This window comes from Streptomyces sp. NBC_01314 (assembly GCF_041435215.1).
GTDB lineage: Bacteria > Actinomycetota > Actinomycetes > Streptomycetales > Streptomycetaceae > Streptomyces.
This window is the reverse complement of sequence record NZ_CP108394.1, coordinates 8,807,890-8,826,919: the sequence shown is the minus strand read 5'-3', so window position 1 is coordinate 8,826,919 and position 19,030 is coordinate 8,807,890. Positions and strand designations below refer to the sequence as shown.

The following is a 19,030-nucleotide window of genomic DNA, read 5'->3' as shown; positions in this document are numbered from 1 at the left end:
GCCGTCGCCGTCCGGAGAGGCACAGGTCCCACCCGGCGGGTGTGCCGGGTGGGACCTCGGCGCCCAGGGGAAACGGGCGCGGGCGGGTCAGAGGTCGAGCCGCTGGCCCGGCACGATCATGTCGGGGTCGCCGCCGATGACGGCCTTGTTGGCGGCGTAGACCTGCCGCCAGGTGGTCCCGTGCCGGGCGGCGATACCGCTCAGGGTGTCGCCCTGCCGGACGGTGTAGTCACCGCGGGAGGCGCTGCGGTCCGAGTGGCCGGCGGGGCGCGACGGTGTCGTCGAGGGGGCCGGTGTGACGGACTTCCCGGATTCGGTGGGGTCGGCCGGCCTGGTCGACCCGGTGGGGGCCGAGCCGGTGGCGGGTCCCGCGGGTGCGCTGCCGGAGGCTCCGGCGCGCCCGGCGCAGGTGGGCCACGCTCCCCAGCCCTGCGCGCGCTGGACCTTCGTGGCGATCGCGATCTGCTGGGCCTTGGAGGCCTGGTCGGCGGTGGCCGCGTAGGCGGTGCCGCCGTAGGCACGCCAGGTGGAGGCGGCGAACTGGAGACCGCCGTAGTAGCCGTTGCCGGTGTTGATGTGCCAGTCGCCGCCGCTCTCGCACTTGGCGATGCGGTCCCACACCCCGCTGTCGGCCGCCGAGGCGGTGCCGGTGACGGCCAGGAGTCCGAGGGGGGCGAGCAGGGCCGCCCCGGCGAGGACCGCCGTCGTACGTGTCCTTCGAGCGCTGCCGCGCGCGGTATCGGCACATTCGGACATGAAGATCCCTCTCCACGGACCCGGGGTCCCCCAGGACGGGGCGCTTCCCGCGCATGGACGCGGGTGTCGCGCTCCGCCCCGTCCGCCGGAGGTGGTGCTGCGCGCTGTCTGGCTCTGCGCGGCCGGCGGACGTACCCGAGCGGTGCTCGTTGCACACGGCCGGGAATGTATGGAGGTTGACGGGCTGTCAGCAAGCAATCGCCGGTCATTCGAGGCCAGTTCGCCGTTACCGCGAGTAGCGGCCAATTCCGGACACCTACTTCATTCCCTTATTTACTGATATGTCGGCCAGACGCCTCGACGATCTGTGACCCACTTCACCGGCGTAACTTGGCCGGGCCCTTGGGAAGTTGGCGCGGAGTAACTGATTCCGCCCATGGATTCACCCTGCGCTGCGGTTGGTTCGATTCCGTTCGTCATCGGGCGTGACCCCGGCCACAGATCGCACGTTGTCTCCTTCATGAGCCGGAACCTCCGTGCTCATGGGCCGGGCGCCACCCGGCACCGACACGCACCGCATCCCGAGGAGCCACCCGTGCCGCGCATGCTCGAGGTCAGCGACGAGGTACGCGCCGAGATCGGCGACGAAGAGGCCGACCGGCTGCTCGCCGGAGAGAACGCCCCCGGCGGCTACGACTGCACGTCGTGCCGCACCCCCGGCGACTCCGAGCAGGAGCGCACCAGCACCGTTCTCTTCGTCGGCGACGAGACAGCCGTACTCGCCTTCGCCCACGCCACCTGTCTGCCCTCCCAGGTGGTCCAGGTCACCGAGGAGCAGTTGCAGGGCGCCGCCCGTTCCATCGCCGGGGACAACCCGGCCCAGGCCGTCCCCGAGCAGGCCGTGCTCGGCGTCACCAGCGGACTGATCCTGCTCAGCGGCGAGCTGCACCCGGCGCTGGTCGTCGAACCGACCGCTCCCATCGCCCGCCCCGGCACGACCGGCGTGGGCGACGACTTCCTGCCGCTGCTCATCGAGCAGGGCTTCATGCCGCTCCCCCAGATCGACTCCGTACCACCCGTACTGCACGGCTGGTCCGTCCTGCTCGCCATGGGTCAGCTGCACGCCATCCTGCAGCCGGGCCCCTCCGGTGGTTCGCCGGTCGCGTGGTGGCAGGCCCATCAGGCGCTGCAGGTCGCCGACGCGTGGCGGGCGGCCGCGAACAAGCACCAGCAGGTGCTGCTGTTCGCGGCGCCGGTGGGGTCGATCGGACGGCAGCCGCGGGAGGATCTGCTGCGGGACGCGCTCGACAAGGCGGCGGCCAACGGGAAGTTGGTGGCGGCCACCCTGCCGCTGGCCGGCACCTGATCGCGCCGCTCGGCGAGCCGTGACAATCCGCCATGGCGGAGCCGCATATCGGTACAGCCCCGCGCCCCTCGGGGCCGCGATTCCTTCCCGGAGGCTGAATGGTGGAGGCAGCGCATCCCTTCCGCGGTGGGGTCGTTGGCACAGGCGTGCACGCATACGAGGTTCCTCGCCGCCAGTCCTACCAGTCGATCCCGTCCATGCGGCCGACTCAGGATCCGTCGGCCACGCCCATCTACGACACGCTCTACGCGGAGTGGGTCAGGACCTACCGCACCCTGCCGGGCGACCGGCACGGGGAGGAGGATCTGGGGTTCACGGGCTTCGGCAGCCTGTCGCACGGCTCGGGCGGATCTCGCACCACAGCTCCGTACACCTCCGGCTCGTTCGCCGCCCGGCACGGGGCGGGGCATCTCGCCACCCAGCGCGAGACACAGTCCGGTCAGACGGCGACGACGACGGCCGTGTGGCAGCCGGTGGGGCGCATCCCCACCGGGTACACGGGGATGCACCACATCCCGTCCCCACTGCCCCCGGGCCCACGCCGAGGTCTTTGAAGCGGGCACATGAGGAGGCGGCCACCCGGATGTCCGGGTGGCCGCCTCCTCATGTCGTGCCGCTGTCTACTTCTTCCTGCCGCGCTTCTCGCGCACCCGCACCGAGATGTGGATCGGGGTGCCCTCGAAGCCGAACTCCTCACGCAGCCGGCGCTCGATGAAGCGTCGGTAGCCCGCCTCGATGAAGCCGGAGGCGAAGAGGACGAAGCGCGGGGGCTTCGTGCCGGCCTGGGTGCCGAAGAGGATGCGGGGCTGCTTGCCGCCCCGGACCGGGTGCGGGTGGGCGGCGACCAGTTCGCCGAGGAAGGCGTTCAGGCGGCCCGTCGGGACGCGGGTCTCCCAGCCGGCGAGGGCCGACTCGATGGCGGGGACCAGCTTCTCCATGTGCCGGCCGGTGCGCGCCGAGACGTTGACCCGGGGCGCCCAGGCGACCTGGGCGAACTCGGTCTCGATCTCCCGCTCCAGGTAGTAGCGGCGCTCCTCGTCGAGGGTGTCCCACTTGTTGTACGCGATGACCAGCGCGCGGCCCGCATCGACCGCCATCGTCACGATGCGCTGGTCCTGGACCGAGATGGACTCGGAGGCGTCGATGAGGATGACGGCCACCTCCGCCTTCTCGACGGCGGCGGCGGTGCGCAGCGAGGCGTAGTAGTCGGCGCCCTGCTGGAGGTGAACGCGCTTGCGGATGCCCGCCGTGTCGACGAACTTCCAGACGACACCGCCGAGTTCGATCAGCTCGTCGACCGGGTCACGGGTCGTGCCCGCGACCTCGTTGACGACGACGCGATCCTCGTTCGCCACCTTGTTGAGGAGGGAGGACTTGCCGACGTTCGGGCGGCCGATCAGGGCGATACGGCGGGGGCCGCCGACGGCCGTGCCGAAGGTCTGCTCGGGCGCCTCCGGCAGGGCCTCCAGGACGGCGTCCAGCATGTCGCCGGTGCCGCGGCCGTGCAGCGAGGAGACCGGGTGCGGCTCACCGACGCCGAGGGCCCACAGAGCGGTGGCATCGGCCTCGCCGCTCGGGCCGTCGACCTTGTTGGCGCAGAGCACCACGGGCTTGTTGGCCTTGCGGAGCAACCGGACGACGGCCTCGTCGGTGTCGGTGACGCCGACCTTGGCGTCGACGACGAACACGACGGCGTCGGAGGCCTCGATGGCGTACTCGGCCTGGGCGGCGACGGAGGCGTCGATGCCGAGGACGTCCTGCTCCCAGCCGCCGGTGTCGACGACCTTGAAGCGGCGGCCCGCCCACTCGGCCTCGTAGGTGACGCGGTCGCGGGTGACGCCGGGCTTGTCCTCGACGACCGCCTCGCGGCGGCCGATGATCCGGTTCACGAGCGTCGACTTGCCGACGTTCGGGCGGCCGACGATGGCGAGGATGGGCAGCGGGCCGTGGCCCGCCTCCTCGATCGCGCCCTCGACGTCCTCGATGTCGAAGCCCTCTACCGCGGCGAGCTCCATGAACTCCGCGTACTCGGCGTCGCCAAGCTCTCCGTGCTCGTGCTCGGAGGGAAACTGGTCGTTCATGAAGTCCGTACCTCGTAGTCATCGTGGTGATCGGTGGAGCACCCGGCTTGTCCGCCGGCTGGTCCACTACTCAGTGTCGCCCAGCGCCCGATCGGGCGCCCGGCGTTTTACCGGCGGCCGGTGAGCCGCCGGGCATGCTCCAGGTGCGCGCCGAGATGCTTCTGGATGCGCACGGTCGCCTCGTCGAGGGCCTTGCGCGTACGCCGTCCGCTGCCGTCGCCCGCCTCGAACGGGTCGCCGAAGACGACGTCGACGCGGGAGCGCAGCGGGGGCAGCGCCTTTATCAACCGTCCGCGCCGCTCCGTGCTTCCCAGTACGGCCACCGGGACGATCGGTGCGCCGCTGCGCACGGCGAAGTAGGAGAGCCCGGCGCGCAGCGAGGCGAAGTCGCCCTCGCCCCGGGTGCCCTCCGGGAAGATACCGAGCACGCCGCCATCGGCCAGGACGGCGAGCGCGCGGGTGACGGCGGTGCGGTCGGCGGTCGAACGGTCCACCTCCACCTGGCCGACGGCGTGCATGAAGGGGCCGAACAGACCGACGAACGCCTCCTTCTTGACCAGGAAGTGCGAGGGCCTGGGCGCCACGCCGATGACCATCGGGCCGTCGATGATGTGGGAGTGGTTGGCGGCGAGGATCACCGGGCCGGTCACGGGGACCCGCCAGGCGCCCAGCACGCGCGGCTTCCACAGCCCGTACATCAGACCGACGCCGATCCGCCGGCCCACCTCGGCGCCACGCGACGAAGGAGCCTCGGCCGACGGTGTCCGGGCCGAGGTCGCTCGGGCCGACGGGGCCCGGTCCGCTGAGGCTTCGCTCACTTTCCCGCCCGCTTCTCCTCGACGAGGGTGACCACGCACTCGATGACCTGCTGGAGGGTGAGGTCCGAGGTGTCCACCTCGACCGCGTCGTCCGCCTTGGCGAGCGGCGAGGTCTTCCGGCTGGAGTCGGCCGCGTCCCGCTTGAGAAGGGCCTCACGGGTCGCCTGGACGTCGGCGCCCTTCAGCTCGCCGCTGCGGCGCGCGGCGCGGGCCTCCGGCGAGGCGGTGAGGAAGATCTTCAGGTCGGCGTCCGGCAGTACGGTCGTGCCGATGTCACGGCCCTCGACCACGATGCCGCTCTCGGTGTCCGACGCGATGGACCGCTGCAGTTCGGTGATCCGCGCCCGCACCTCCGGTACGGCGCTGACCGCGCTGACCTTGGAGGTGACCTCCTGGGTGCGGATCGGCCCGGCGACGTCCGTGCCGTCGACGGTGATGGTCGGCCCGGACGGATCGGTGCCCGACACGATGTCCGGCTTGCCGGCGACGGCGGCGATCGCCGACGGGTCCTCTATGTCGATGGCGTTGTTGACCATCCACCACGTGATCGCCCGGTACTGGGCTCCCGTGTCCAGGTAGCTCAGCCCGAGCTGTGCGGCCACGGCCTTCGAGGTGCTCGACTTGCCCGTGCCGGAGGGGCCGTCGATGGCAACGATCACTGTGGCGCGTTCCACTGGGGAGCACCTTTCCTGGTCCGAGGTGGTGGGGCGGGACGGAAAGCGCCCCGGACAAGGGTACTGGTTGCCCGTACCCCATCCAGCCGCATGTCTCCGGCAGGCGCGCGCCCGCTGCTCATCGCCGACCGGGCGCACTCGGCCCGTCCGGTCCGAGGACGAGGCCGCGAGGCCGCGAGGCCGCGAGGCCGATGCGGGGGGCCGGGGCGCGATACTCGGGGACGGGAAGGGCAGGGGCGGCGGGGGCGGGCGATCTGCGCCTGCCGCACACCACCGATACCGCGCACCACCCCTACTGCCGGATGGCCCAGCCCCGCTCCCGCAACGCCGCCGTCAGCACCACCGCCGCCTTCGGCTCCACCATCAGCTGCACCAGACCGGCCTGTTGCCCCGTGGCGTGCTCGATGCGGACGTCCTCGATGTTGATCCCGGCGGCCCCCGCGTCGGCGAAGATACGGGCCAGCTGGCCCGGCTGGTCGTCGATCAACACGGCCACGACCTCGTAGATCCGCGGAGCGGACCCGTGCTTGCCGGGGACGCGGATCTGGCCGGCGTTGCCGCGGCGCAGGACGTCCTCGATGCCGGTGACACCCTCGCGGCGCTTGGCCTCGTCGGAGGCCTGGAGGGCGCGCAGGGCCTGGACGGTCTCGTCGAGGTCGGCGGAGACGTCGGCCAGGAGGTCGGCGACCGGGCCGGGGTTGGCGGAGAGGATGTCGATCCACATGCGCGGGTCGGAGGCCGCGATCCGGGTCACGTCCCGGATGCCCTGCCCGCACAGCCGTACGGCCGACTCCTCGGCGTGCTCAAGCCGCGCGGCGACCAGGCTGGACACGAGGTGCGGCATGTGCGAGACCAGGGCGACGGCCCGGTCGTGGGCGTCCGCGTCCATGACCACCGGGACGGCCCGGCAGTGCGAGACCAGCTCCAGGGCGAGGTTCAGGACCTCGGTGTGGGTGTCCCGGGTCGGGGTGAGCACCCACGGGCGGCCCTCGAAGAGATCACCGGTGGCGGCCAGCGGGCCGGACTTCTCACGGCCCGACATGGGGTGGGTGCCGATGTAGGAGGAGAGGTCGAGGCCCAGCTCCTCCAGCTCACGGCGGGGTCCGCCCTTGACGGAGGCCACGTCGAGGTAGCCGCGCGCGAGGCCCCGGCGCATGGCGTCGGCGAGGGTCACGGCCACATGCGCGGGCGGGGCCGCGACGATCGCGAGGTCCACCGGCCCCTCGGGCTCCTCTTCCGTGCCGGCGCCGAGCGCGGCCGCCGTACGGGCCTGCTCGGGATCGTGGTCGGTGAGGTGGACGATGACACCGCGCTGGGCCAGGGAGAGGGCGGCCGAGGTGCCGATCAGCCCGGTGCCGATGACGAGTGCGGTTCTCACTGGGCGATGTCCTTGCGGAGTGCGGCCGCGGCCCCCAGGTACACATGGGCGATCTCGGACCGGGGCCGGTCGGACTCGATGTGCGCGAGGACCCGTACGACCCGGGGCATGGCGCCCTCGATGTCCAGCTCCTGTGCGCAGATCAGCGGTACGTCCACGATGCCGAGCTTGCGGGCCGCGGCGGCCGGGAAGTCGCTGTGCAGGTCGGGGGTGGCCGTGAACCAGATGCTGATCAGGTCGTCCGGGGTGAGTCCGTTGCGCTCCAGGACCGCGGTGAGCAGCTCGCCCACCTGCCCGTCCATGTGCCCCGCCTCGTCCCGCTCGAGTTGGACGGCGCCCCGGACCGCTCGTACCGCCACGGCTCTGCTCCTCGCTGATGTACATCCCGGCTCGTTGTACGACCAGCCTAGTCAGCCCGCCCCGGGCCGGTGCTCGGCGCCCGCCTGCCGAGACGCGCGGCCCGGGAGGTGGTTCCGGTGGCGGATCACCGCGGCAGACCCTGACAATGTCACGCGAACGTCACTGTCCCGTCACTTGGGGTGAAATACCTCCATGCACCCCTGGACGCCGTCCCGCGCGTCCGCTTGCATGGGGGAGGCCGTCCGCGCCACGCCTCGGGGGAGGCCCGTATGAAGCGCTCCGGACCACTTCTCACCCTTCTCGGCGGGCTGTTGCTGGCCCTGTTCATGCTGTCGCTCAACGCGACGACAGGGACCCGCGCCACCTCGTCGTCCACCAGGAACGACCCGCCGCCCGCCTCGGCGTCGGCAAGTCCGTCCCGGAGCCCGTCGCCGACGAAGACCTCGCCGTCGCCGAGTCCGACACCCGCCTCGCCGGCCGATGCCGACTACGCGGGCCGCACCGACGACGACTCCGCCGCGATCGCCGTGACACTGCGCGACGGCAAGGCGGTCGCCTACTTCTGCGACGGACGCGACAAGGAGTCCTGGCTCAAGGGCGAGGTCGAGGACGACGGCGGCATGAAGCTCACGGGCAGGGACGGCGCCGAGCTGAACGGCACGCTGAAGGGGAGGAGCGTCCGCGGCACGGTCGACATCGGCGGCCGGGAGTACGGCTTCACCGCGCCCGAGACCGTCAAGCCCTCGGGGCTGTACCGCGCGACCGCCAACGTACGCGGGGCCGAGGTCGACGGCGGCTGGATCGTCCTGCCGGACGGCCGCCAGGTCGGCATCCTCAAGCGCGACGGCAAGCCCACGACGGCGCCGGAGATCGACCCGGAGACGGGCGCGGTGACGGTCGACGGGCAGCGGCTCACGGCCCGCCCCGTCACCCCATGACCAGGGAGCAGCCCATGACCGTCGACCCGAACGCCGCCACCCAGGACTTCCCGTCCCCGGGCCCCGCCCCCGCCGAGAACCCCGGCGGCGCCTCCCGCTACCTGGTCCCGGCCCTCGTCGCCGGCGCGGTGGCGGTCGGTCTAGGCGCCTACGGCAAGGTGCATGATCCGGCGGGCACCGCGTTCAATCTGGCGGGCTTCAGCAGCACGGGCGCCGTGAAGTCATGGCTGGCGACGGCGTCGTTCGGCTTCGTGCTCGTGCAGCTGACGTCGGCGCTGATGATGTACGGCAAGGTGCCGGGCCCGAGCTGGTCGGGAGTACTGCACCGCTGGTCGGGGCGGGCGGCGTTCCTGATCGCGGTGCCGGTGGCGGTGCACTGTCTGTACGCCCTGGGCTTCCAGTCGTACGAATCACGCGTTTTGTGGCATTCTCTCCTGGGTTGTTTCTTCTTCGGTGTTTTCAGTGCAAAGATGCTGCTGCTCCGCTCGGAGCGACTTCCCGGCTGGCTCCTGCCGATCGTCGGCGGTCTCGTCCTCACCGCTCTCACGGTCGTCTGGCTGACCTCCGCCCTCTGGTTCTTCCGCACGTTCGGAGTGACGACATGACGATGGGTTCCACCCGCCGCGCGGTGCTGGCCACCGGAGCCGCGGGCACGGCGGCGCTGCTCATGGGGTGCGGCGAGTACGGCGGCGACGACGGCGGCGACACCGGGGAGAAGACTTCCCCCGGGGACGCCGGTACGGACGGCGGCGGGGAGCTGGCGAAGACGACCGACATCCCGGTGGGCGGCGGCAAGATCTTCAAGGACCGGAAGATCGTCGTGACCCAGCCCGAGGAAGGCGCCTTCAAGGCCTTCTCGGCGGTCTGCACCCACGCGGGCTGCATCGTCAGCAGCGTCTCGGACGAGACGATCAACTGTGCGTGCCACGGCAGCAGGTTCAAGATCGCGGACGGGGCCGTGGCGCACGGACCGGCCACCGAGCCACTGCCCGCCGAGGAGATCAAGGTCTCCGGAAATTCGATTCAGCCGGCCTGAGCCACCCCGTACGCTCCCGGGCATGCAGCCCCCGCACCCACACGCCCTGGTCCGCGACCACACGATCTACGCCTGTGTGATGGGGTCGCGGGCCTTCGGCCTCGCGACGGACGACAGCGACACGGACCGGCGGGGTGTCTTCCTGGCCCCCACCGAGCTGTTCTGGCGCTTCGAGAAGCCGCCGACGCATGTGGAGGGCCCGGCGGAGGAGCAGTTCGGCTGGGAGCTGGAGCGCTTCTGCGATCTGGCGCTGCGCGCCAACCCCAACATCCTGGAGTGTCTGCACTCCCCCTTGGTGGAGCACGTCGACGCCACCGGCCGTGAACTGCTCGCCCTGCGCGGGGCGTTCCTGTCCCGGCAGGCCCACGAGACGTTCGCCCGGTACGCCCTCGGCCAGCGCAAGAAGCTCGACGCGGACGTCCGCACGCACGGCGCCCCCCGCTGGAAGCACGCCATGCATCTGCTCCGCCTCCTGATGAGCTGCCGGGACCTGCTGCGCACGGGCACGCTGATCGTCGACGTGGGGGACCAGCGCGAGCCCCTGCTGGCGGTGAAGCGCGGCGAAGTGCCGTGGGCCCAGGTCGAGTCCTGGATGGCCCGGCTGGCCACGGAGGCCGAGGAGGCGGCGGCCCGCAGCCCGCTGCCGCATGAGCCGGACCGGGCCCGGGTCGAGAACTTCGTCGTACGGACCCGGCGCGCCTCAGCCCTTCGGGCCGGCTCGGAACTCCAGGCCGGCTCAGACTTCCAGGCCGGCTCGGACCTTCAGGCCGGCTCGGACCTTCAGGCCGTCCAGACGGACGCGGACGACGAAGTCGTGCAGGGCGTCGTACGCGGACGGGTTCTCCGGCAGTACTGACAGGGCCTGCTCCTCGTCCAGTAGGCCCTGGAGCCGCTCCACGTCCGCCGCGACCCGCTCCTGGTCGACCTCGGCCTTGCCGTGCTCGTGGGCCGCCTTCGCCGCCACGAGGTCCGGGAGATACGCGGGGGCGTCCTCGACCTCCGGCAGCAATGTGGGCAGATGGGCCTGCACCTCGCCGCTGCGCATGAGGTGGATGCCGGTGAGCAGCACCCGGAACGTGTAGAGCAGCGGCTTGAGTTCACCGGTCTTCTCGAACAGCCGCCACTGGGTGACGGCGAAACCCCGGTAGTGGTGGGCGTGGTGACGGGTGAGGACCCCGGGGGCGAGCGCGATCAGTTCGCGGTGCGCCTCGCTCGTGTGCACGACGAGCGGGGAGAGCAGCTGCTCCAGCACATAGCCGTTGCGGCGCAGCATCAGCCGGGCGAACTTGCGCAGGTCGTGCGTGACGAGGTCCATCTCGACGCCGTCCCGGTCCCACATCTTCGACCGGGTCTCCTCCGGCTCGCGCAGCCCGACCAGTTCGGCCGTGGGCAGCAGATGCACACCGCGCAGGTCGACGTCCGAGTCGCGCGAGGGGAAGCCGTACAGGTGGGCTCCGGAGACGGTGGCGAACAGCAGGGGATCGGGCTGTTCCGCGACCACGGGGGCCAGGTCGATGTCGAGGGCGTCGGTCATCCCTCAAGCGTCCCAGAGGGCTCCCAGCGAGACGAGGTCGCCCTGGTACTCGATCCGGTCGGCCCACTCGGCGGGCCAGGCGTCCGGCCCGTGGTAGGCGCCCGCGAAGGCACCGGTGAGGCAGGCGATGGAGTCCGAGTCGCCCGAGGTGCAGGCGGCGCGGCGCAGCGCGGTGACGGGCTCGTCGACGAAGAGCAGGAAGCACAGCAGCCCGGTGGCGAGGGCCTCCTCGGCGATCCAGCCCTCCCCCGTGGACAGGCAGGGGTCCGTCTCGGGCGACGGGAGCCGCAGGGCCTCCTGGACCCTGTCCAGGGCCTGCAGGCAGTCGTCCCAGCCCCGGGAGATGTAGTGCTCGGGTGAGGGGTCCTGGCTGTAGGTCCACAGGTCGCCGAGCCAGCGCGCGTGGTAGCGGGCGCGGTTCTCGTACGCGTAGGAGCGCAGCAGGCCGACCAGGCCCATCGGTTCGGTGCCCTGGGCGAGCAGCCGTATCGCGTGGGCGGTGAGGTCGGAGGCGGCGAGGGCGGTGGGGTGGCCGTGGGTGAGGGCGGCCTGCAACTGGGAGGCGCCCGCGCGCTGTTCGTCGCTGAGCGGGCCGATCAGGCCGAGGGGCGCGACCCGCATGTTGGCGCCGCAGCCCTTGGAGCCGATCTGGCTGGCGAACTGCCAGGGGTTGCGCTCGACCGCGAGAAGGTCACAGGCGACGAGGCAGGTGTGGCCGGGGGCGCGGTTGTTCTCCGGGGAGCGGGACCAGTCCACGAACTCCTTGCGGACGGCCCGCTCCAGCGCCTCGGCGCCGAGCGACCCGCGGTCCATGGCCGCCCGCAGCCCGTGCGCCAGCGCCAGCGTCATCTGTGTGTCGTCGGTGACGATCGCGGGCCTCGGCAGCTCCATCTTCCGCCAGGGGCCGCACTTGGCGAGGATCGCGGGCACGTCGTTGAACTCCGTCGGGAAGCCGAGGGCGTCTCCGAGGGCGAGGCCGAGCAGGGATCCGGTGGCGGAGCGCTTCGTACGCAGCGTCATGGTCATCAGGACCGTCCTTCCGTGGTGGGTCGCAGCAGGGGCGGGTGCAGGGCGGTGGCCCCACCCGCGCGGTAGAGCGCGGCGGGCTTGCCGCGACCGCCGGTCAGGCGGGCGGCGCCGGGCACCTGTTCGACGAAGCCCGGCGTGGCCAGCACCTTGCGCCGGAAGTTGGGCCGGTCGAGCGGAGTGCCCCACACGGTCTCGTAGACCTGCTGCAGCTCGCCGAGGGTGAACTCGGGCGGACAGAAGGAGGTGGCGAGACAGGTGTACTCGAGCTTGGCGCCGACGCGTTCGTGGGCGTCGGCGAGAATGCGGTCGTGGTCGAAGGCGAGCGGACCGATGGCGTTGAACCGCAGCCACTGGGCCTGTGCCGCGTCGCCGCCGCCGTGCGCGATCGGCAGATCCGGGAACAGCGCGGCGAACGCGACGGTGACGACTCGCATCCGCGGGTCCCTCCCCGGCTCGCTGTAGGTCCGCAACTGCTCCAGGTGGAGCCCGGGGACCTCCGTGACCCCGGTCTCCTCCGCAAGTTCGCGCCAGGCGGCCTCCTCCGCGGACTCGTCCGGCAGCACGAACCCGCCCGGCAGCGCCCAGCGGCCCGCGTACGGCTCCTGCCCGCGCTCGACGAGCAGCACCTGGAGGGTGCCCGCGCGGACGGTGAAGACGGCCAGGTCGACGGTGACGGCGAAGGGTTCGTAGGCGTACTTGTCGTAGCCCTCCGGTGCGGCGCCGTTCGACGCGCCGCCAGGTGCGGTCATGTCCGCCACCCCCTTTATGGTCACCATGACTAATAGTCATAACGACTATAAAAGAACGCGGGTCGGCGCACAACCCTTTTACGGGGAAAGGGAAGCCAAGAGTGGCGCCGGGAACGGCAAAGGGCCGACCCCGAAGGCAAACCCGGGACCGGCCCACTGCTCGAACGCGACGCAGACCTAGAGGTCGACCTCCTGCATCAGCATGCCGACCTCGGTGTTCGACAGCCTGCGCAGCCAGCCCGACTTCTGGTCGCCGAGGGTGATCGGCCCGAAGGCGACGCGCACCAGCTTGTCGACCGGGAAGCCGGCCTCCGCCAGCATCCGGCGCACGATGTGCTTGCGCCCCTCGTGCAGGGTGACCTCTACGAGGTAGTTCTTGCCGGTCTGCTGCACCACCCGGAAGTGGTCCGCGCGCGCGTACCCGTCCTCCAGCTGGATGCCGTCCTTGAGCTGCTTGCCCAGGTCGCGCGGGATCGGACCCACGATGTGCGCGAGGTAGACCTTCTTCACGCCGTACTTGGGGTGGGTCAGCCGGTGCGCCAGTTCACCGTGGTTGGTGAGCAGGATGACGCCCTCGGTCTCGGTGTCGAGGCGTCCGACGTGGAAGAGCCGCGTCTCGCGGTTGGTGACGTAGTCGCCGAGGCACTGACGGCCCTCGTTGTCCTCCATCGTCGACACGACACCGGCCGGCTTGTTCAGCGAGAAGAACTGGTACGACTGCGTCGCGACGGTCAGCCCGTCGACCTTGACCTCGTCGTTCTCGGGGTCGACGCGCTTGCCCTGCTCCAGGACGATCTCGCCGTTGACCTCGACCCGGGCCTGCTCGATCAGCTCCTCGCAGGCGCGCCTTGAGCCGTAGCCCGCGCGCGCGAGGATCTTCTGCAGCCGCTCGCCCTCCGGCTCGGCGCCCGGGAAGGTCTTGGGCAGCTTGACGTCCTTCTTGTCCGCGTACCGCTCGCGGTTGCGCTCCTCCGCCCGTGCGTCGTACTCGCGGGAGGTCGCCGGGGCCCAACGGCCGCGCCCACCGCTCGGGGACTGCTTGGGGCCACCCTTGGCACCACCGCGGGCCGCGTTGCCCCGCCCGGACTTCGGTCCTTCGTGGGTGGCGCCGGGGCCCACGTCGTAGCGGCGCTCCTCGGGACGGGGCTTGCCCTCGCGCTTCGGCCTGTCGTCGCGCCCTCCCCCGCCCTTCGGCTGGGAGCCGCTTCCACCGGACCCGCGAGGGTTGCCGCCCCCACCGCTTCCCCGGGGGTTGCCGCGCCCGTTGTTCCTACCACTGCCGCTGCCACTGCTTCGCATCAAAGTTCCGTCGTCGTCGTGTCGTCTGCATCTGCATCCGGTGCGTCCGGATCGAACGACGGGACCCCTTCCAGCGTCTCGGCCTCGATCGCCTCCGCCTCCGGGAGGAAGGGCGCGAGCTCCGGGAGCTCGTCCAGGCCGCGCAGGCCCATCCGCTCCAGGAAGTAGTTCGTCGTCCTGTACAGGATCGCACCTGTTTCGGGTTCCGCGCCCGCCTCCTCGACCAGACCGCGTTGGAGGAGGGTCCGCATGACCCCGTCGCAGTTGACTCCCCGCACGGCGGAGACCCTGCTCCGGCTCACCGGCTGCCGGTACGCGACCACGGCCAGCGTCTCCAGCGCGGCCTGGGTCAGCCGGGCCTGCTGCCCGTCCAGCACGAACCGCTCGACGGCGGCGGCGTACTCGGGCCGGGTGTAGTACCGCCACCCGCCGGCGATCAGCCGCAGCTCGAAGCCACGGCCCTGCACGGCGTACTCGTCGGCAAGCTCCCTGAGCGCCTTGGCGATCTGCCGCTTCGGCCGCTCCAGTATCTTGCTCAGGTGCTCGACCGTGGCGGGCTCGTCCACGACCATGAGGACGGCCTCCAGGGCGGGCTTGAGGTCGAGGTCGGCGACGGTACGCGGCCCTGCGGACACCCCGGTTCTCTCCTCGCTCACACCTTCTCCTTCCTGGGCGGCTCGGGCGGCTCGGGCGGCCGGTCGAACTCGTCGGTGACCACGGGCTCCACGCCCCCGTCCCCACCGGTCCACCGCACGACGAGATCCCCGAGCGCGGTCTCCTGGTCGAGGACCACGGCCTTCTCCCGGTAGAGCTCCAGCAGGGCGAGGAAACGGGCCACGACCGTGAGGGTGTCGTCGGTGTCCTCGACGAGCACCCGGAACGACGCCTCCCCCAGCTCCCGCAGCCGCGCGACGACGATCCCCGCCTGCTCCTGCACACTGACGAGGGGTGCGTGGATGTGATCGACGTACACCTGCGGCTTCGGCTTCGGCTGCATCGCCTTCACGGCCAGCCTGGCGAATCCTTCCGCCCCGATGCTGATGACCACCTCGGGCAACAGCTCCGCGTGCTGCGGCTCCAGCCCGACGGTCCGCGGATACCTCCGCGCCTCCTCGTCCAGCCGCCGGTTGAAGATCTCCGCGATCTGTTTGTACGCGCGGTACTGCAGCAGCCGGGCGAAGAGCAGGTCGCGTGCTTCGAGGAGCGCCAGGTCGGCTTCGTCCTCGACCTCGGCGGCGGGCAGCAACCTGGCCGCCTTCAGATCCAGCAGCGTCGCCGCGACCACCAGGAACTCGGTCGTCTCGTCCAGGTCCCAGTCGGGCCCCATCGCCCGGATGTGCGCCATGAACTCATCGGTGACCTTGGACAGCGCGACCTCGGTGACATCCAGCTTGTGCTTCGAGATCAGCTGGAGGAGAAGATCGAAGGGCCCTTCGAAGTTGGCGAGCCGAACCTTGAAGACCCCGTCGTCGGGTTCTCCGGCCTGGTCGGCCACATCCGGCACAGCACCGGCTTCGGCTTCGGCTTCGGCAGGGACGGCAGCGGGCGGTTCCCCGTCACCGCCGCCAGTCGGAACGGGTGGGCGCAACGCCCCACCGGCCTCGGCTGAAGAACGCTCCTGAGCCGAGCGCTCGCCCGGATCCGGCTCAGCCGGCGGAGCCAAGGGCCCCCTCCCCAGCGCACGCCGTCGACCGGCCGAACCGCCGGAGGCCGACGCAGAGGAGTCATACGAGGTCATAACCCCCGCAGGCTACTCCTACCGCCCACGAAGTCGTCGTACGAGGATGCTCGCGTCCCCTCGGGCCTCCAGATCCGCCAGCACCACGGCGACAGCCTCCCGCACGATCCGCCCGCGGTCGACGGCCAGCCCGTGCTCCCCGCGCAGCACCAGCCGCGCGTGTTCGAGATCCATGAGCTCCTCGGCGGAGACGTACACGGTGATCTTCTCGTCGTGCCGCTCCCGTCCACTGGGCCGGCGCCCGGAGCCCCGCCCCCGCTTGCGGGGCTCGGCGGAGGCAGAACCTTCCTGCGGATTCTGCTGTCGCCCGGCGGCGGCTGCCCGCTCGGCCCCCGCGGCGGCGGACCGGCTGCGCGGTTGGTCACCGTCGGACTCGGCGTCGGCGGCCACGTGCTCGGAGCCCTCGCCGTCCCCGCCCTGCACGGGCACGGACGGCGGCGCGTTCTCCGCGCCGACGGCCCCGTCGCCGCCCCCGGCGGGAGCGGGCACACGGACTTCTCCGTTGGGCCCCCGCCGGGGAGTGGACGGCTGCAGCGCCGTTCCCCCTGTCGTACGGAAGAGTTCGTCGGCCCCTGGCAGACTCACTCGGCGTGACACCGGGCGAGCACCTCCCTGGCGAGCTGACGGTAGGCGGCGGCGCCGACGGAGTTGGAGGCGTATGTGGTGATCGGCTCGCCGGCGACCGTGGTCTCCGGGAAGCGGACCGTGCGCCCGATGACCGTGTGGTAGACGTGCTCGTCGAACGCCTCGACGACACGCGCGAGGACCTCACGGCTGTGCACGGTGCGCGAGTCGTACATCGTGGCGAGGATGCCGTCGAGCTCCAGGTCGGGGTTGAGTCGCTCCTGGACCTTCTCGATGGTCTCCGTCAGCAGTGCGACACCACGCAGGGCGAAGAACTCGCACTCCAGTGGGACTATCACCTTGTGCGCGGCCGTCAGGGCGTTCACGGTGAGCAGGCCGAGTGAGGGCTGACAGTCGATCACGATGTAGTCGTAGTCGGCCAGCAGCGGCTTGAGCGCCCGCTGCAGCGTGGACTCGCGCGCGACCTCGGAGACCAGCTGGACCTCGGCCGCCGACAGGTCGATGTTGCTCGGCAGCAGGTCCATGTTGGGGACCGCGGTCTTCAGCAGGACCTCGTCGGCCGACATGCCCCGCTCCATGAGCAGGTTGTAGACCGTGAGGTCGAGCTCCATCGGGTTCACCCCGAGGCCGACCGAGAGGGCACCCTGCGGGTCGAAGTCGACGAGCAGGACCCGGCGGCCGTACTCCGCGAGCGCGGCACCCAGATTGATGGTCGACGTCGTCTTGCCGACGCCGCCCTTCTGGTTGCACATCGCGATGATCTTCGCGGGACCGTGGTCGGTCAGCGGCCCCGGGATCGGGAAGTACGGCAGCGGGCGACCGGTCGGACCGATGCGCTCGCGGCGCTGGCGGGCCGCGTCGGGCGCGAGCGTGGCCGCGTACTCCGGATCCGGCTCGTACTCGGCGTCGGGGTCGTAGAAGTGCCCGTCGGGCAGCTCGTCGTAGTCGGCGAAGTGGTTGCGGACCCCGCCACTTCCGTCGCCGGCCATGGCGTTCACGTGTAGGCCATCCATGCTCTGGAGTGCTGTCGGAGTTGCCTGCGGACTCTGGTGGGCCGCGAAGGTGCGGACAGCGACCGAGCCGACAGCCGCGAACCCCATAGGGCCCGAGACCGGCGCAGGCATTCCTGGTTGACCACCCCCGGGAGTAAATGTCGACTCATTCACAAGTCGTCTTACCTCCTTGGTGACCAGGAAACTTCTAGATAGGTCAGCGTGGCACCATGCCGACAGCTGGCGACTCTATGGCGTGTCGGCGGTCCGCAGCAACACAATCCGCCGGACCCGGCCCGATGTGTCGGCAATGAAACATGCGGCTGTCAAGGGCGTAGGGCCGTCGCACGGCAGGTTTCACCGGTGCACGAAACATCCGAACGGTTACGTTCGAGGCGAGTTGCGCGAGTGTCGCAAAGTGACCATACACACATCCGGCCGGACCTTGTCGGGCAAGATCCGGCCGGGTAAGTGCTGTTGACGACCTGTGTTGACGTATCGCCTTTTGCCGCAAGGTGACTGGAAACAGCCGGTCAGCGGCCGGTCGGCGCCTGTTCCGGCGGGCTTCGCCCGTCGGCGGGTCAGACGAGCAGCGACGCCAGCTCGACGTGTTCCAGGCCGTGCGCCTCGGCGACCTCGCGGTAAACGACCCTGCCGTCATGGGTGTTGAGCCCCCTGGCCAGCGCGGGGTCGCGGCGCGCCGCCTCGGCCCAGCCGTGGTCGGCGAGTTCCACGATGTACGGCAGCGTGGCGTTGGTCAGCGCGTACGTGGAGGTGTTGGGCACCGCGCCGGGCATGTTGGCGACGCAGTAGAAGACCGACCCGTGGACCGGGAAGGTCGGCTCGGCGTGGGTGGTGGGCCGGGAGTCCTCGAAGCAGCCGCCCTGATCGATCGCGATGTCGACAAGGACACTTCCGGGCTTCATCCGGGACACCAGCTCGTTGGTGACCAGCTTCGGGGCCTTGGCGCCCGGGATGAGGACGGCCCCGATGACGAGGTCGGCCTCCAGGCAGGCCTTCTCCAGCTCGAAGGCGTTGGAGACGACGGTCTGGATCTTCGTGCCGAAGATCTTGTCGGCTTCCTTGAGCTTGTTGATGTCCTTGTCGAGCAGGGTTACGTGGAAGCCCATGCCGATGGCGATCTGGGCGGCGTTCCAGCCCGACACGCCACCGCCGATCACGACGGCCCGGCCGGCCAGCACCCCCGGCACACCGCCGGGCAGCACACCGCGGCCTCCGTTGGCCCGCATCAGGTGGTAGGCGCCGACCTGCGGGGCGAGCCGGCCCGCGACCTCGGACATCGGCGCGAGCAGCGGCAGCGCACGGCTCGGCAGCTCGACGGTCTCGTACGCGATCGCGGTCGTGCCCGACTCGACGAGGGCGTCGGTGCACTCCTTGGAGGCGGCCAGGTGGAGGTAGGTGAAGAGCGTCTGGTCCTTGCGGAGGCGGTGGTACTCCTCGGCGATGGGCTCCTTGACCTTGAGCAGCAGGTCGGCGGTGGCCCACACCTCGTCGGCCGTCGGCAGGATCGCGGCGCCGGCGGCGACGTACTCGACGTCCGGGATCGACGAGCCGACGCCGGCGCCCTGCTCGATGACGACCCGGTGGCCATGGCGCACCAGCTCGTGCACGCCGGCGGGGGTGATGGCCACCCGGAACTCGTTGTTCTTGACCTCGCGGGGGATGCCGACCTTCACGTCGATCACGGTCCTTGGCTCGGAGGGGTGTGGGGGCCCATGCGCATGGCGGCACATGCC

General features: G+C 71.0%; 21 protein-coding genes. 6 read left to right on the top strand and 15 right to left on the bottom strand.

The window, feature by feature from the left end:
* Positions 1-87: 87 nt before the first annotated feature.
* Positions 88-756, bottom strand: a complete 669-nt coding sequence (locus tag OG622_RS38840) for a transglycosylase family protein (RefSeq protein ID WP_371581303.1) — start codon at positions 754-756, stop codon at positions 88-90.
* Positions 757-1,291: 535 nt separating this feature from the next.
* On the opposite strand from OG622_RS38840, the gene OG622_RS38835 reads away from it, so the two are divergent.
* Positions 1,292-2,062 (top strand): hypothetical protein, encoded by a 771-nt coding sequence (locus OG622_RS38835; RefSeq protein ID WP_371581302.1) that lies wholly within the window; start codon positions 1,292-1,294, stop codon positions 2,060-2,062.
* A gap of 197 nt (positions 2,063-2,259) precedes the next feature.
* Positions 2,260-2,616: a hypothetical protein gene (locus OG622_RS38830; protein WP_371581301.1), complete on the top strand. Its 357-nt coding sequence runs from the start codon at positions 2,260-2,262 to the stop codon at positions 2,614-2,616.
* A gap of 66 nt (positions 2,617-2,682) precedes the next feature.
* On the opposite strand, the gene der is transcribed toward OG622_RS38830, so the two are convergent.
* The 5 genes from der to aroH all read right to left on the bottom strand — a co-directional run bounded on the left by der (position 2,683) and on the right by aroH (position 7,372).
* Entirely contained in the window at positions 2,683-4,143 is a 1,461-nt protein-coding gene (der, locus tag OG622_RS38825) for a ribosome biogenesis GTPase Der (RefSeq protein ID WP_371581300.1), read from the bottom strand.
* 107 nt (positions 4,144-4,250) lie between these two features.
* Positions 4,251-4,841 carry a lysophospholipid acyltransferase family protein gene (locus tag OG622_RS38820; protein WP_371584357.1) on the bottom strand — a complete coding sequence of 197 codons (591 nt, stop codon included), beginning with the start codon at positions 4,839-4,841 and terminating at the stop codon, positions 4,251-4,253.
* Between the two features lie 116 nt (positions 4,842-4,957).
* A complete protein-coding gene (gene cmk / locus OG622_RS38815) occupies positions 4,958-5,635 on the bottom strand; it encodes a (d)CMP kinase (RefSeq protein ID WP_371581299.1) in 678 nt (225 codons plus the stop codon).
* Positions 5,636-5,927: 292 nt separating this feature from the next.
* Positions 5,928-7,013, bottom strand: a complete 1,086-nt coding sequence (locus OG622_RS38810) for a prephenate dehydrogenase (RefSeq protein ID WP_371581298.1) — start codon at positions 7,011-7,013, stop codon at positions 5,928-5,930.
* On the bottom strand, positions 7,010-7,372 hold the full coding sequence (aroH, locus tag OG622_RS38805; RefSeq protein WP_371581297.1) for a chorismate mutase: 363 nt from the start codon (positions 7,370-7,372) through the stop codon (positions 7,010-7,012). Before aroH ends, OG622_RS38810 begins: the two co-directional genes overlap by 4 nt.
* Before the next feature lie 270 nt (positions 7,373-7,642).
* Between aroH and OG622_RS38800 the strand changes: the two genes are divergently transcribed.
* From OG622_RS38800 to OG622_RS38785, 4 genes are read left to right on the top strand one after another with little or no spacing between them, the layout of a single operon-like run.
* Positions 7,643-8,311 (top strand): hypothetical protein, encoded by a 669-nt coding sequence (locus tag OG622_RS38800; RefSeq protein ID WP_371581296.1) that lies wholly within the window; start codon positions 7,643-7,645, stop codon positions 8,309-8,311.
* 14 nt (positions 8,312-8,325) lie between these two features.
* Positions 8,326-8,916 carry a DUF6529 family protein gene (locus OG622_RS38795; RefSeq protein ID WP_371581295.1) on the top strand — a complete coding sequence of 197 codons (591 nt, stop codon included), beginning with the start codon at positions 8,326-8,328 and terminating at the stop codon, positions 8,914-8,916.
* Entirely contained in the window at positions 8,913-9,347 is a 435-nt protein-coding gene (locus OG622_RS38790; RefSeq protein ID WP_371581294.1) for a Rieske (2Fe-2S) protein, read from the top strand. The genes OG622_RS38795 and OG622_RS38790 overlap by 4 nt, the downstream gene beginning before the upstream one ends.
* 22 nt (positions 9,348-9,369) lie before the next feature.
* Positions 9,370-10,203, top strand: a complete 834-nt coding sequence (locus OG622_RS38785; protein WP_371581293.1) for a DNA polymerase beta superfamily protein — start codon at positions 9,370-9,372, stop codon at positions 10,201-10,203.
* On the opposite strand, the gene OG622_RS38780 is transcribed toward OG622_RS38785, so the two are convergent.
* From OG622_RS38780 to ald, 9 genes are all read right to left on the bottom strand, one after another.
* Positions 10,084-10,881 carry a DNA polymerase beta superfamily protein gene (locus OG622_RS38780; RefSeq protein ID WP_371581292.1) on the bottom strand — a complete coding sequence of 266 codons (798 nt, stop codon included), beginning with the start codon at positions 10,879-10,881 and terminating at the stop codon, positions 10,084-10,086. The genes OG622_RS38785 and OG622_RS38780 overlap by 120 nt on opposite strands.
* 3 nt (positions 10,882-10,884) lie before the next feature.
* The gene (locus OG622_RS38775; RefSeq protein WP_371581291.1) at positions 10,885-11,907 is read right to left on the bottom strand and encodes an ADP-ribosylglycohydrolase family protein; all 1,023 of its coding nucleotides are present in this window, start codon (positions 11,905-11,907) and stop codon (positions 10,885-10,887) included.
* The gene (locus tag OG622_RS38770) at positions 11,907-12,659 is read right to left on the bottom strand and encodes an NUDIX domain-containing protein (protein ID WP_371581290.1); all 753 of its coding nucleotides are present in this window, start codon (positions 12,657-12,659) and stop codon (positions 11,907-11,909) included. Before OG622_RS38770 ends, OG622_RS38775 begins: the two co-directional genes overlap by 1 nt.
* Positions 12,660-12,836: 177 nt before the next feature.
* On the bottom strand, positions 12,837-13,958 hold the full coding sequence (locus tag OG622_RS38765; protein ID WP_371581289.1) for a pseudouridine synthase: 1,122 nt from the start codon (positions 13,956-13,958) through the stop codon (positions 12,837-12,839).
* Positions 13,958-14,614 (bottom strand): SMC-Scp complex subunit ScpB, encoded by a 657-nt coding sequence (scpB, locus tag OG622_RS38760; protein ID WP_371581288.1) that lies wholly within the window; start codon positions 14,612-14,614, stop codon positions 13,958-13,960. Before scpB ends, OG622_RS38765 begins: the two co-directional genes overlap by 1 nt.
* Positions 14,611-15,696, bottom strand: coding sequence for a ScpA family protein (locus OG622_RS38755; protein ID WP_371581287.1), 1,086 nt, complete (start codon positions 15,694-15,696; stop codon positions 14,611-14,613). Before OG622_RS38755 ends, scpB begins: the two co-directional genes overlap by 4 nt.
* A gap of 18 nt (positions 15,697-15,714) precedes the next feature.
* Positions 15,715-16,293: a hypothetical protein gene (locus tag OG622_RS38750; protein ID WP_371581286.1), complete on the bottom strand. Its 579-nt coding sequence runs from the start codon at positions 16,291-16,293 to the stop codon at positions 15,715-15,717.
* Positions 16,278-17,405 (bottom strand): ParA family protein, encoded by a 1,128-nt coding sequence (locus OG622_RS38745; protein ID WP_371581285.1) that lies wholly within the window; start codon positions 17,403-17,405, stop codon positions 16,278-16,280. Before OG622_RS38745 ends, OG622_RS38750 begins: the two co-directional genes overlap by 16 nt.
* A gap of 449 nt (positions 17,406-17,854) precedes the next feature.
* Complete coding sequence (ald, locus tag OG622_RS38740; protein WP_371581284.1) at positions 17,855-18,979, bottom strand: alanine dehydrogenase; 1,125 nt, start codon at positions 18,977-18,979, stop codon at positions 17,855-17,857.
* Positions 18,980-19,030 lie beyond the last annotated feature (51 nt).

Excerpts from the sequence above, each read along its gene's own strand:
- OG622_RS38840 (WP_371581303.1), bottom strand. The coding sequence starts at position 756 with ATGTCCGAATGTGCCGATACCGCGCGCGGCAGCGCTCGAAGGACACGT.
- OG622_RS38830 (WP_371581301.1), top strand. The coding sequence starts at position 2,260 with ATGCGGCCGACTCAGGATCCGTCGGCCACGCCCATCTACGACACGCTC.
- der (WP_371581300.1), bottom strand. The coding sequence starts at position 4,143 with ATGAACGACCAGTTTCCCTCCGAGCACGAGCACGGAGAGCTTGGCGAC.
- OG622_RS38820 (WP_371584357.1), bottom strand. The coding sequence starts at position 4,841 with ATGTACGGGCTGTGGAAGCCGCGCGTGCTGGGCGCCTGGCGGGTCCCC.
- OG622_RS38800 (WP_371581296.1), top strand. The coding sequence starts at position 7,643 with ATGAAGCGCTCCGGACCACTTCTCACCCTTCTCGGCGGGCTGTTGCTG.
- OG622_RS38795 (WP_371581295.1), top strand. The coding sequence starts at position 8,326 with ATGACCGTCGACCCGAACGCCGCCACCCAGGACTTCCCGTCCCCGGGC.
- OG622_RS38790 (WP_371581294.1), top strand. The coding sequence starts at position 8,913 with ATGACGATGGGTTCCACCCGCCGCGCGGTGCTGGCCACCGGAGCCGCG.
- OG622_RS38785 (WP_371581293.1), top strand. The coding sequence starts at position 9,370 with ATGCAGCCCCCGCACCCACACGCCCTGGTCCGCGACCACACGATCTAC.
- OG622_RS38780 (WP_371581292.1), bottom strand. The coding sequence starts at position 10,881 with ATGACCGACGCCCTCGACATCGACCTGGCCCCCGTGGTCGCGGAACAG.
- OG622_RS38775 (WP_371581291.1), bottom strand. The coding sequence starts at position 11,907 with ATGACCATGACGCTGCGTACGAAGCGCTCCGCCACCGGATCCCTGCTC.
- OG622_RS38770 (WP_371581290.1), bottom strand. The coding sequence starts at position 12,659 with ATGACCGCACCTGGCGGCGCGTCGAACGGCGCCGCACCGGAGGGCTAC.
- OG622_RS38765 (WP_371581289.1), bottom strand. The coding sequence starts at position 13,958 with ATGCGAAGCAGTGGCAGCGGCAGTGGTAGGAACAACGGGCGCGGCAAC.
- OG622_RS38755 (WP_371581287.1), bottom strand. The coding sequence starts at position 15,696 with ATGACCTCGTATGACTCCTCTGCGTCGGCCTCCGGCGGTTCGGCCGGT.
- OG622_RS38745 (WP_371581285.1), bottom strand. The coding sequence starts at position 17,405 with ATGCCTGCGCCGGTCTCGGGCCCTATGGGGTTCGCGGCTGTCGGCTCG.